This is a genomic window from Pseudomonas sp. AO-1 (assembly GCF_019775695.1).
GTDB classification, from domain to species: Bacteria; Pseudomonadota; Gammaproteobacteria; order Pseudomonadales; family Pseudomonadaceae; genus Aquipseudomonas; species Aquipseudomonas parakoreensis.
Genome location: NZ_CP079947.1, coordinates 1,110,463 through 1,123,460, shown reverse-complemented (window position 1 = coordinate 1,123,460; position 12,998 = coordinate 1,110,463). Strand labels below are relative to the sequence as shown.

The window sequence follows — 12,998 nt, the reverse complement described above, 5'->3', positions numbered from 1 at the left end:
CGTGCCCCACTGGCAAGGCGCGCCATGCGACAAAGCATAGACAAGCGCCGAGCCGCGCGGCCCGCCCCGTGAATCCGGGGTTTTCAACGAATAATCAGCAAAAAATCACGGAACCACGGGAACGTGCCTAAACTCCAAACTGCGCGGCTGGAACTAATAACCGGCCCACTGGCTTCAAAAGGGTCTGTCTAGGCAGCACTTGGGGGGCCAGAACCCTGTCCATTGGTATGCACACAAAGAGAACAAAGCTATGAAACGGATTCTTCTCGGTACTCTCTTCACCGTTGTTTCCCTCAATGCCATGGCGCAAGCGCCAGGCGGTCCGGATTGCGGTTGGGGCAACATGCTGTTCGAAGGTCAGCGTGGCACCCCGGCACACTTCCTGGCATCCACCACTAACGGCACCTCCGGTAACGCTACGTTCGGTATGACTTCCGGCACCAACGGTTGCTCGACCAACGCGTCGCTGACCTACGGCGGTAAATCCTGGTTCGCCATGAATGGCATGATGAACGAGCTGTCCGAAGACATGGCAAAAGGCAACGGCGAAGCGCTGACGACTTACGCTGTGGTACTGGGCGTGGCGCCGGAAGACCGTGCGCATTTCGCCGCTGTCACTCACGAGCACTTCCAGCAAATCTTCAGCAAGGCTGACGTGACCGCCGAAGACGTGCATACCAACACCCTGGCTGTACTGAAATCAGACCCACGTCTGGCCAAGTACGCCACTCAGGCTTAAGCTCGACCCCACCCGCTTCTTTCGGGAAGCGGGTTTTGTTTTGAGTGCAATCACTCGAATGTGACGCTGAACCTGTGGTGAGGGGATTTATCCCCGATCGGCTGCGTAGCAGTCGTGAAACCATTCAATTGGGTGTATCTGATACACCGAGTTTTGCAGGTATGAGGGCCGCTTCGCAGCCCATCGGGGATAAATCCCCTCGCCACAGGGAGTGATCGCAGCCCGATCCGGTTTTTTTCTTTCGACTTAAGTTGCCACTTATGCTCAAACGCCTTGCCTGGCTGGCGCTCTGTGTCTGCGCCCCGCTGTCCGCCGCGCCTCACATCGACCCTCAACGTTTGCAGCAACTGGCCAACGACCGCTTCTGGATTTCCCTCGGTCATTACGAAACCGCCAAGCTCGGCGGCTGGCGCAGCTATGTCAGCGACAGGAAATTCTTTCTCGCGCCTGATGGCAACGAACACCCCGACCATGAGTTGGCCGCCACCGTGCAAGCGCTGTACGCCCCGGCCAGTCTCGGCGAGCAGCACGCGCAGTGCGTCTATCCGGCCCGCACCCGCTGGCTGAAAGCGCAGCTCAACCTGACCGATCTGCCCGCCCCCGATTGCGCCGAATTCAAGAAATGGTTCAAGGACGTCTCGCCGCACAGCGCGGTGATGATCTTCCCGGCGGCGTACCTCAACAGTCCGTCGTCGATGTTCGGCCACACCCTGCTGCGCATCGATCAGGCTGACGTGCAAAGCGACAAGACTTCGCTGCTCAGTTACGCGATCAACTTCGGTGCCTACATCGAAGGCTCCGACAACAGCATCCTCTACGCCTGGAAAGGCTTGATGGGCGGCTACCCGGGGCTGTTCGCGCTGGTGCCGTATCAGGAAAAACTCTCCGAGTACCGCAGCCTGGAAAACCGCGACCTGTGGGAATACCGGCTGAACCTGACGCAAGCAGAAACCGCACGTATGGTCGAACATGTGTGGGAACTGAAGCAGATCCAGTTCGACTATTTCTTCTTCGACGAAAACTGCTCCTATCGCCTGCTCGAATTGCTGCAGGTGGCGCGTCCAAGCCTGCGCCTGACCGAGCAATTCCCGCTGACTGCCATCCCTACCGACACGGTCAAAGCCGTGAAGGAAGCCGGACTGGTGGAAAGTATCGAATACCGCCCATCCCGTGAACGTGAATTGCTCAGCCGCGCCCAGCCGTTGAGCAGTGACGAACAGCAATGGGTGCTGAAAGTCAGCGCCGATCAGCAAGTGTTGCAAGACCCGACCTTCAAGGGTCTGCCCCGGGATCGACAGGCGCTGATCATCGATGCTGCGTATCGCCTGGAACGCTACCGCGCCAACGGTCAGGAACGTGATCCGCAGCGCGCTCAGCGCAGCTTCGAACTGCTGCGGGCGATCAACAAAAACCCGGCGCCGGAGCTGCAGATCCCCCAACCGGGCCTGCCCGAAGACGGCCACGAATCACGCACCTGGCAGGCCGGCATCGGCACCCGGGGCGACCGTGCGTTCGGCGAGTACGGTTTGCGCATGGCCTATCACGACCTCAACGACAACGCCGAAAGCTTCCCCCTCGGCGCACAGATCGAAATCCTGCAAATGAAGTTGCGCCAGTACGAAGGTAACCAATGGCAATTCCAGCAACTGGATCTGGCGACCATTCGCTCGCTGACCCCGCGCAATGAGTTGCTGCAGCCGCTGTCGTGGCAAGTCACTGGCGGCCTTGAGCGCGTACCGGGCAAACACGATGACGAAAACCTGGTCAGCCACGTCAACGGCGGCGGTGGCGGCACCTGGCAACTGGGCGAAGACACGCTCGGTTTTGCCCTTGGCACGGTGCGCATCGAACACAACAATGACTTCGCCGAATTCGTCTCCCCGGCCGGCGGTTTCAATACCGGCGTGTTGTGGAAAAACCCGCTGGGCAATCTCAGCCTGGAAGCCAAGGGCGATTACTTCTTCAATGGTGAAGTGCGCCGTAGCCTGAGCCTGAACCAGCAGTGGGAATTGTCGCGCAACCTCGGTTTGCGCCTGAGTGCGCAGCGTGAGTTCAGTCATGTGGCGACGCCGGAAAACGAAGTGATGCTCGAAGTGAAGTGGTATCACTATTAAAAGATCGCAGCCTGCGGCAGCTCCTACAGTGGGAATGCATTTTTCCTTTAGGAGCTGCCGCAGGCTGCGATCTTTTGATCTTCCTTTCACACCCCATCAACGAATCCCCTTCTAGACTTTCCCTATCAGCTGAGAATCGGCGCAGGAGAGTGCAATGTGGCGGTGTGCGGGACTGTTGGGTGTTTTGCTGTTGCTCGGGGGTTGCCAGACCACCCATGAAGACTTGATCGCCAAAGGTTATCCACCAGCCTTCGCCGACGGTTTCGATGACGGTTGCGTCAGTGGCCGGCAAGCCGCCGGCTCGATCAGTGGCGAGTTTCGCAAGAACGTGCCGCGCTACCTCAAAGACAAGCAATACGCCGAAGGCTGGACCGACGGCTTTCGCCAGTGTCAGGCGATGCTCGAGAACAAGGATCGCGAAGAGTATCGCAACGAACACTGGGACGAGCGCGAGCGCGCCTGGCAGCAACAGAAGGATCAGGACGCCGGACGGGCCTATCGCTCGCAATAGGTCGTTTCCAGACATCCAGTGAAACCAAATGCCGGCGTCCATGGCCCAAACTCTATGCAGAGGAGGACAGCATGAGCCGCGCTTTCGTCAACGAAGACAATGCCGCCGCGCAAGCCGATCAGCCCGTCGAACGGCAGGTCAGCGCGCAGCCCAATTACGTCACACCGCAGGGGCTGGCACAGCTGCAGGCCAAAGTCGCCGAGCTGCAAGCCCTGCACGCCGAACAATCGGCCAAGGGCGAACAAGCCGACAAGCAGCGCCTGGCCGATCTCGAAAGGGATTTGCGCTACTTCAACCAACGCCTCGCCAGTGCACAAGTCGCGGCTCCCGCGACCTCTACCGAAAAGGTGCAGATTGGCAGTTGGGTGACCTTTGCCGACGAGCACGACACCGAAAGTCGGGTGCAACTGGTCGGCGAAGATCAGGCCGACGCCAGTCAGGGCCTGATCAACTGGGGCTCGCCGCTGGGCCGGGCGCTGCTCGGCGCCCGGCTCAATGACGAGGTGCTGTGGCAGCGCCCCGCTGGCGATCAGCTGATTGAGGTGATTCGCATCGAACCGGCTTAAACCACGCCTTGGGCCAACATCGCATCGGCGACTTTGACGAAGCCGGCGATGTTCGCGCCTTTGACGTAGTTGATCCGCCCGTTCTCTTCGCCATAATGCACGCAAGCATGGTGGATCGACTGCATGATCGCGTGCAACTTGCTGTCCACCTCGCCAGCGGTCCACAGCAGGCGCATGGCGTTCTGCGACATCTCCAGCCCGCTGACCGCGACCCCGCCGGCGTTCGACGCCTTGCCCGGGGCGAACAGAATGCCGGCCTCGATAAAGATATCCACAGCCTCCAGCGTGGTCGGCATGTTCGCGCCCTCGGCGACGCACACGCAGCCGTTGCGCAGCAGTGCGCGCGCGGCGTTGGCGTCGAGTTCGTTCTGCGTGGCGCACGGCAGCGCGATGTCGCACGGCAGCGACCACGGCAACTGCCCGGCGCGAAACTCCAGACCGAACGCCGTGGCCAATTCGCTGATGCGTCCGCGTTTGACGTTTTTCAGTTCCAGCAGCGCCAGCCACTGTTCTTCGCTCAGGCCCGATTCGCAGTACAACGTGCCTTCGGAGTCGGACAGGGAAATCACCTTGCCGCCCAGGTCCATGACCTTGCGCGCCGCGTACTGGGCGACATTGCCGGAACCGGAGATCGCCACGCGTTTGCCTTCGACGGTCTGTCCGCGGCGCTTGAGCATTTCTTCGGCGAAGTACACGCAACCGAAACCGGTGGCTTCCGGGCGAATCAGGCTGCCGCCGTAGGTCATGCCTTTGCCGGTCAACACGCTGGTGAACTGGTTGCTCAGGCGTTTGTACTGGCCGAACAGGAAGCCGATCTCCCGCGCCCCGACACCGATGTCGCCAGCCGGCACATCGACGTCCGCGCCGATGTGGCGGTACAGCTCGCTCATGAACGCCTGACAAAAACGCATCACTTCGGCGTCGCTCTTGCCTTTCGGATCGAAGTCCGAACCGCCCTTGCCGCCGCCCATGGGCAATGAGGTCAGAGAGTTCTTGAACGTTTGCTCGAAGGCGAGAAACTTCAACACGCCCAGGTTCACCGAAGGATGGAAGCGCAGCCCGCCCTTATACGGGCCGATGGCGCTGTTCATCTGGATGCGGAAACCGCGATTGACCTGGACCTTGCCCTGATCGTCGACCCACGACACGCGAAACACAATCGCCCGCTCCGGCTCGCAGATACGCTCCAGAATCCCTGAGGTCAGGTAATGCGGATTGGCTTCGAGAAACGGCCACAGACTGCGCAGGACTTCTTCGACGGCCTGGTGGAATTCGGGTTGATCCGGGTCGCGTTTTTTCAGGCGGGCGAGGAAGGATTCGACGGATTCGATCATGGGAAAAGTCTCGGCAAATTTATTGTCGTTGGAAGCGATTGAGCCGGACTGTAACAAACGAATTGCGCACAGGAACAGCGCAAAATGTCGCAGTTATGAAATTAAATGGTGCACAGGATATAAATCAGGCGGTTTTTTGATCTGATTTTGCACCTGAATGGGGAGATCAGATTGAAGTGATGCACCAATAGTTACACCGCTATCGCTGGCAAGCCAGCTCCCACAGTTTTCGCGGCGTCCACACATTCCAGGTACAACAAAAAACCTGTGGGAGCTGGCTTGCCAGCGATGAACGCAACCCGGTATTGCTGAAGAAACCCAGGCAAAAAAAACGGAGCCCGAAGGCTCCGCTTTTTCATCCAACCAACCCGAATCAGGCCAGTTTCTTGTGGCGTACCCGGTGTGGCTGGGCCGCTGCTTCGCCGAGGCGTTTTTTGCGGTCGGCTTCGTACTCGGTGTAGTTGCCTTCGAAGAACACCGCTTGCGAGTCGTCTTCGTACGCCAGGATGTGGGTCGCGACGCGGTCCAGGAACCAGCGATCGTGAGAGATCACAATGGCGGCGCCCGGGAAGTCCAGCAAGGCTTCTTCCAGGGAACGCAGGGTTTCAACGTCGAGGTCGTTGGACGGTTCGTCGAGCAGCAGGACGTTGCCGCCCTCCTTCAAGGTCAGCGCCAGGTGCAGACGACCGCGCTCACCACCGGACAGGTCCTTGACGAACTTCTGCTGGTCGCCGCCCTTGAAGTTGAAGCGACCGACGTAGGTGCGCGACGGGATCTCGTAGTTGCCGATGCGGATCTGGTCGGAACCGTCGGAGATCTGCTGGAACACGGTCTTGCTGCCGTCGAGGTCTTCACGGCTCTGGTCAACACAGGCCAGTTGCACGGTTTCACCGACTTCGATGCTGCCCGAATCCGGCGTTTCCTTGCCCATCAGCATGCGGAACAGGGTCGATTTACCGGCACCGTTACCACCGATCACACCGACAATGGCGCCCTTCGGCATGGAGAACGACAGGTTGTCGATCAGGACGCGATCGCCGTAGCCCTTGGTGACGTTCTTGAATTCGATGACCTTGTCGCCCAGACGGGGACCGGCCGGGATGTAGATCTCGTTGGTTTCCGAACGCTTCTGGAATTCCTGCGACTGCATTTCTTCAAAGCGTGCCAGACGAGCCTTGGATTTCGACTGGCGGGCCTTGGCGCCTTTGCGCACCCACTCCAGTTCTTCCTTCATGGCTTTTTCGTGAGCCGACTGTTGCTTGGATTCCTGGGCCAGACGATCGGACTTGGCTTCCAGCCAACCCGAGTAGTTGCCCTCATAAGGAATGCCCGCGCCACGGTCGAGTTCCAGAATCCAGCCGGCGACGTTGTCGAGGAAGTAACGGTCGTGCGTGATCGCGACCACGGTGCCCGGGAAGTCGTGCAGGAAGTGCTCCAGCCACGCCACGGAGTCAGCGTCCAGGTGGTTGGTCGGTTCGTCGAGCAGCAGCATGTCCGGAGCGGACAGCAGCAGGCGGCACAGGGCCACGCGACGCTTTTCACCACCGGACAGGTGTTCGACCTTGGCATCCCACGCCGGCAGACGCAGCGCATCGGCGGCGACTTCCAGTTGACGCTCCAGGTTGTGACCATCGCTGGCCTGCAGGATCGCTTCGAGCTTGGCCTGTTCGGCAGCCAGCTTGTCGAAGTCGGCATCCGGATCGGCGTAAGCGGCGTAGACCTCGTCCAGACGCGCTTGCGCGTCCTTGATCACGCTGACCGCTTCCTCGACCACTTCACGCACGGTCTTGGTCGGATCAAGTTGTGGCTCTTGCGGCAGATAACCGATGTTCAGGTCCGGCATCGGACGGGCTTCGCCCTCGAACTCGGTGTCGACGCCGGCCATGATTTTCAGCAGCGTGGACTTACCCGAACCGTTGAGGCCGAGTACGCCGATCTTGGCGCCGGGGAAGAACGACAGCGAAATGTTTTTCAGGATTTCCCGCTTCGGCGGAACAACTTTGCCCAGCCGATGCATGGTGAAGACGTATTGAGCCATGGAGAACCTTGGGTCAGTGACAGATGAATGATTGGAGCGCAGGCGATGCCCGGCCAGACCGATGCGCGTCGTTCACTTGATGGTCATCAATGCGTGCGCGCTGAAAAAGTCTGAGTCTAGGAGCTGGAACGCTCCCGCGTAACCGGCAAAGCTACCTGAATGACGGAAGGCAGTCCAGCCGAGTGGGGCTGGCACTTCGCCACAACTCAAGGCATGCTAGCCGCCCTTCGGGCGTCCGGCTTATAGTGCACGTCGCGCCAGTCCAGCCAAACCGCAGGATTTCAGCTTGTCCAACGTTACCCCGCCAGCTTCTGTGAGCGCGTCCAACCCGGGGACCGGCTCGCCCCTGCGCGGAACATTGAAGGGTGCCTTGGCGACGCTGGTACTTTTGCTGCTGGCATTGCTGTTCTGGCAGTTGCTCGACCAATTGCGCGAGACTCAGAAAAACCAGCGCCAGTACACCATCGACTACACCGCCGACCTCGCCTCGCAGGTCAGCCTGAACATGTCGCTGAATGCGCAAATCGCCCTCAACCTGCTACCGATCGTCGAACAGCCACAGTCGTCCGACGAACAGCAGGCGCTGCTGCGCAAGCTCCAGCAATCGCTGCCGGACGTGCGCAGCCTGGCCCTGCTCAGCCCGTCCGGGAAAATCCTCAACGACAGCGCCAGCGACAGCCACGACGCCGATTACCTCGCTGAACTGGTGCGCCGCAGCCGCGCCCAGGCGCATTACTTCAGCAACGCCGACGACGGCTCGGTGGTGCATCTGTTATTGCATCAAGCCAGCGGCAGTACGCGCGGCTACTGGGTATTGCGCCTGACCCCGACCTTCTTCGACTCGCTGACCCAGCAGGGCGAAACCGGCATCCGCCCGTTGTGGCTGGTGGAAAACCGCCTCAACCACCAGATCATCAGCCGCGACGAAGCGCTGTCTTCAGCCAGGCCCGGCGTGCTGAGCCCCGACGACCTGGCCAACACTGTTTTAACCGTGCCGCTGAGCAGCAGCGACTGGCAGTTGCGCGGGCTGTTCGATCGCCAACGCGTGCTCGAAGAACTGCTGCCAGCGTTCATCGGCAAATGCCTGCTGGGTCTGGCGTTCTCGATGTTGCCGGTGATCGCGCTGCTCAACATGCGTCGCCGCCAGCGCCAGTTGCATGAAGGCCGCCGACGTTATCAGGACATCTTCGAAGGCACCGGTGTTGCGCTGTGCGTGCTCGATCTGTCCGGCCTCAAGCAGGTGTTCGACAAAGCGCAGATCCAGACCAGCGACCAGCTCAAGGCCTGGCTCGACCAACCGGTCCAGCGCCAGCAACTGCTGCAAGAACTGCGCGTTACCGAGGTCAATCAGGTCGCGCTACAGCTGCTCAATGTCAATTCCTGCGAGCACGCCTGGCAACTGCTGATCGACGGCCATCCGCACAGCCAGTGCGCCATCGGTAACCAGGTGCTCGACGCCGTTCTGCAGCAACAGAATCAACTGGAACTGGAAATCAGACTGCCGGATATCAACGGTCGCGATCAGCACCTGTGGATGGTTCTGCGCCTGCCTGAAGAGCTGCACGACTATAAAGCGGTGATTCTGAGCATCAACGACATCACCAGCCGCAAGCTGATCGAACTGTCGCTGCTGGAGCGCGAAGGCTTCTGGTCGGACGTGGTGCGCACGGTGCCAGATCATCTGTACGTGCAGGACGTGATCAGCCAGCGGATGATCTTCAGCAACCATCACCTCGGCCAGACCCTCGGTTACAACCGCTCCGAGCTGCACCAGATGGGCGAGTATTTCTGGGAAATCCTCCTGCACCCGGAAGACGCCGACTATTACCACCGCTCACGTCAGATGCAGCGGCACGCCGGTTACAGTCAGTTGCTGCAATGTCAGCTGCGCTTCCGCCATCGTGACGGCAAGTGGCGGCGCTTCGACATTCGTGAGCAAGCGCTGGCCCGCGACAAACACGATCAGGTCACGCGGATCATCGGCGTGGCCAAGGACATCACCGAGCAGATCGAGGCCAGTGAATCGCTGCGTGACAGCGAGCAGCGCTACCGCATGCTCGCCGAAAGCATCAGCGACGTGATTTTCTCCACCGACAGCAAGCTGTCGTTGAACTACGTCAGCCCGTCGGTGCAGGCGGTGCTGGGTTACGACGCCGAGTGGATTTTCCAGAACGGCTGGCAATCGACCATCGCCAACCCGCAACAGCTGAGCGGCATCTATTCCCTGATGGACCGGGTCAGCAAAGCGCTCGACAAGCCTGAGCAACTCGCACAGCTGCGAAGCCAGGTGCAGACGCAGATGTTCCTGTTCGACTGCCTGCGCGCCGACGGTCGCAAGATTCCGATCGAGCTGCGCCTGGTGCTGGTGTGGGACGAACACGGCGCGTTCGAAGGCGTGCTAGGCGTCGGCCGCGACATCAGCCAGCAGCGCCGCGCCGAAAAAGACCTGCGTATGGCGGCCACGGTATTCGAGCACTCGACTTCGGCGATCCTGATCACCGACCCCGCCGGTTACATCGTGCAGGCCAACGAAGCCTTCAGCCGGGTCAGCGGTTATGCAGTCTCGGAAGTGCTCGATCAGTTGCCGAACATGCTCACCGTCGACGAACAACAGGACGCACACCTGCGTTACGTGCTCAAGCAACTGCATCAGCACAGCACCTGGGAAGGCGAAGTCTGGCTCAAGCGGCGTAACGGCGAGCATTACCCGGCATGGGTCGGCATCACGGCGGTCCTCGACGATGAAGGCGACCTCGCCAGTTACGTGTGTTTCTTCAGCGACATCAGCGAGCGCAAGGCCAGCGAACAACGCATTCATCGCCTCGCCTACTACGACGCCCTGACCCACTTGCCGAACCGCACGCTGTTCCAAGATCGCCTGCACACTGCGCTGCAATCGGCCGAACGGCAGAAGTCGTGGGTGGTGCTGATGTTCCTCGACCTCGACCGCTTCAAGCCGATCAACGACTCCCTCGGCCACGCCGCCGGCGACCGCATGTTGAAAGACATGGCCACGCGCCTGCTGGCCTGCGTCGACGAAGACGACACCGTGGCGCGCATGGGCGGCGACGAGTTCACCCTGCTCCTGCAACACCGCTCCAGCCGCGAAATGGCGCTGAACCGGGCGATTCATGTGGCCGAGCAGATCCTTGCCAGCCTGGTGAAACCGTTCGTGCTGGAAGGCCGCGAGTTCTTCGTCACCGCCAGTATCGGCATTGCTTTGAGTCCGCAGGACGGCAACGAACTCAGTCAGTTGATGAAGAACGCCGATACCGCGATGTACCACGCCAAGGAGCGTGGCAAGAACAACTTCCAGTTCTATCAGGCCGACATGAACGCCAGTGCGCTGGAGCGTCTTGAGCTGGAAAGCGATCTGCGCCATGCGCTGGAACAGAACGAATTCGTCCTGTATTACCAGCCGCAGTTCAGCGGCGACGGCAAACGCCTGACCGGTGCCGAAGCGCTGCTGCGCTGGCGTCATCCGCGTCGCGGGCTGGTGCCGCCGGGGGATTTCATTCCGGTGCTGGAAGAACTCGGTCTGGTGGTCGACGTTGGCGACTGGGTCATCAGCGAAGCCTGCCGTCAGCTCAAGACCTGGCACCAGAACCGTGTGCGCGTGCCGAAGGTGTCGGTGAACATCTCGGCGCGACAGTTCTCCGATGGCCAGCTCGGCACGCGGATCGCCACCATCCTGCGGGAAACCGGGCTGCCACCGGCGTGCCTGGAGTTGGAGCTGACCGAAAGTATCCTGATGCGCGAAGTCAGCGAGGCGATGCAGATTCTCGCCGGGCTGAAGAACTTGGGCCTGAGCATTGCGGTCGACGACTTCGGCACCGGTTATTCATCACTGAACTACCTCAAGCAGTTCCCGATCGATGTGCTGAAGATCGACCGCACCTTTGTCGACGGCCTGCCGTCCGGCGAGCAGGACGCGCAGATCGCCCGCGCGATCATCGCCATGGCCCACAGCCTCAATCTGGCGGTGATCGCCGAAGGCGTGGAAACCCATGAGCAACTGGACTTCCTGCGCGAGCACGGCTGCGATGAAGTGCAGGGCTATCTGTTCGGCCGGCCGATGCCGGCGAGCCGGTTTGAAGCGCAGTTCAGCAATGATGCGCTGTTCATGTTCGACTGAGGTTCTGTGTAAAGGCTGCTGACCCCATCGCTGGCAAGCCAGCTCCCACAAGGGTTGATGTCGATCACAAGTCGTGTAGTTCACCCAGGTTAATGTGGGAGCTGGCTTGCCAGCGAAGAGGCCGGCAAAAGCACCGCACATCTGTCATGAACGCCACTTGTCTGCGACATGATGTCGTTTCATATGCCATCCAAAACCCATTGGGTTAGAATGCCCCCCTTTTCTGCCCCCGATCCTTGAGGACCGCCATGTTCAGCCGTGATTTGACTATTGCCAAGTACGACGCCGATCTCTTTGCCGCCATGGAGCAAGAAGCTCAGCGCCAGGAAGAGCACATTGAGCTGATCGCTTCGGAAAACTACACCAGCCCTGCGGTGATGGAAGCTCAAGGCTCGGTACTGACCAACAAATACGCCGAAGGCTATCCGGGCAAGCGCTACTACGGTGGTTGCGAGTACGTTGACGTCGTTGAACAACTGGCCATCGACCGCGCCAAAGAGTTGTTCGGCGCCGATTACGCCAACGTTCAGCCGCACGCCGGTTCGCAAGCCAACGCCGCTGTTTACCTGGCCCTGCTGCAAGGTGGCGACACCATTCTGGGCATGAGCCTGGCCCACGGTGGTCACCTGACCCACGGCGCCAGCGTTTCCTCCTCCGGCAAGCTGTACAACGCCGTGCAGTACGGCATCGACGCCAATGGCCTGATCGACTACGACGAAGTCGAGCGTCTGGCCGTTGAGCACAAGCCGAAAATGATCGTGGCCGGTTTCTCTGCCTACTCGCAGATTCTGGACTTCCCGCGCTTCCGCGCCATCGCGGACAAAGTCGGTGCCTACCTGTTTGTCGACATGGCTCACGTGGCCGGTCTGGTCGCCGCTGGCGTCTACCCGAACCCGGTGCCTTTCGCTGACGTCGTGACCACCACCACGCACAAGACCCTGCGCGGTCCACGTGGCGGTCTGATCCTGGCGCGCGCCAACGCCGACATCGAGAAGAAGCTGAACTCTGCAGTATTCCCGGGCGCCCAGGGTGGCCCGCTGGAGCACGTGATCGCTGCTAAAGCGATCTGCTTCAAGGAAGCGCTGCAGCCTGAGTTCAAGGCTTACCAGGAACAAGTGGTGAAGAACGCCCAGGCCATGGCCGAAGTGTTCATCGCGCGCGGTTTCGACGTGGTTTCCGGCGGTACCAAGAACCACCTGTTCCTGCTGTCGCTGATCAAGCAGGACATCTCGGGTAAAGACGCCGACGCCGCGCTGGGCAAAGCGTTCATCACCGTGAACAAGAACTCCGTGCCTAACGATCCACGCTCGCCGTTCGTCACTTCCGGCCTGCGCTTCGGTACTCCGGCTGTGACCACTCGTGGCTTCAAAGAGGCAGAGTGCAAAGAGCTGGCCGGCTGGATCTGCGACATCCTGGCTGACCTGAACAACGAAGCGGTGATCGACGCCGTTCGTGAGAAAGTCAAAGCCATCTGCAAGAAACTGCCGGTATACGGCGCTTGATGCGACGTTAAATCAGCAGCATGAAAAACCGGCCAAGTGATTGGCCGGTTTTTTTTCGT

At 60.3% G+C, this 12,998-nt stretch carries 8 protein-coding genes; 6 read left to right on the top strand and 2 right to left on the bottom strand.

The features are described 5' to 3' along the window. Positions 1-250 precede the first annotated feature (250 nt). From KVQ82_RS05215 to KVQ82_RS05200, 4 genes are all read left to right on the top strand, one after another. Positions 251-739, top strand: coding sequence for a DUF3015 domain-containing protein (locus tag KVQ82_RS05215; RefSeq protein ID WP_041065261.1), 489 nt, complete (start codon positions 251-253; stop codon positions 737-739). A gap of 260 nt (positions 740-999) precedes the next feature. Continuing rightward, positions 1,000-2,853 (top strand): DUF4105 domain-containing protein, encoded by a 1,854-nt coding sequence (locus KVQ82_RS05210; protein ID WP_222018288.1) that lies wholly within the window; start codon positions 1,000-1,002, stop codon positions 2,851-2,853. Between the two features lie 154 nt (positions 2,854-3,007). Continuing rightward, positions 3,008-3,364 (top strand): hypothetical protein, encoded by a 357-nt coding sequence (locus KVQ82_RS05205; protein WP_007963787.1) that lies wholly within the window; start codon positions 3,008-3,010, stop codon positions 3,362-3,364. A gap of 71 nt (positions 3,365-3,435) precedes the next feature. Then, positions 3,436-3,930 (top strand): GreA/GreB family elongation factor, encoded by a 495-nt coding sequence (locus tag KVQ82_RS05200; RefSeq protein WP_041065255.1) that lies wholly within the window; start codon positions 3,436-3,438, stop codon positions 3,928-3,930. On the opposite strand, the gene gdhA is transcribed toward KVQ82_RS05200, so the two are convergent. Further along, positions 3,927-5,264 (bottom strand): NADP-specific glutamate dehydrogenase, encoded by a 1,338-nt coding sequence (gene gdhA / locus KVQ82_RS05195; RefSeq protein ID WP_108183853.1) that lies wholly within the window; start codon positions 5,262-5,264, stop codon positions 3,927-3,929. The genes KVQ82_RS05200 and gdhA overlap by 4 nt on opposite strands. 373 nt (positions 5,265-5,637) lie before the next feature. Continuing rightward, complete coding sequence (gene ettA, locus KVQ82_RS05190) at positions 5,638-7,302, bottom strand: energy-dependent translational throttle protein EttA (protein ID WP_047296679.1); 1,665 nt, start codon at positions 7,300-7,302, stop codon at positions 5,638-5,640. Between the two features lie 286 nt (positions 7,303-7,588). On the opposite strand from ettA, the gene KVQ82_RS05185 reads away from it, so the two are divergent. Both KVQ82_RS05185 and glyA read left to right on the top strand, forming a co-directional pair. After that, on the top strand, positions 7,589-11,437 hold the full coding sequence (locus KVQ82_RS05185) for a bifunctional diguanylate cyclase/phosphodiesterase (RefSeq protein WP_222018286.1): 3,849 nt from the start codon (positions 7,589-7,591) through the stop codon (positions 11,435-11,437). A gap of 248 nt (positions 11,438-11,685) precedes the next feature. Beyond that, positions 11,686-12,939: a serine hydroxymethyltransferase gene (glyA, locus tag KVQ82_RS05180; RefSeq protein ID WP_041065242.1), complete on the top strand. Its 1,254-nt coding sequence runs from the start codon at positions 11,686-11,688 to the stop codon at positions 12,937-12,939. Positions 12,940-12,998 lie beyond the last annotated feature (59 nt).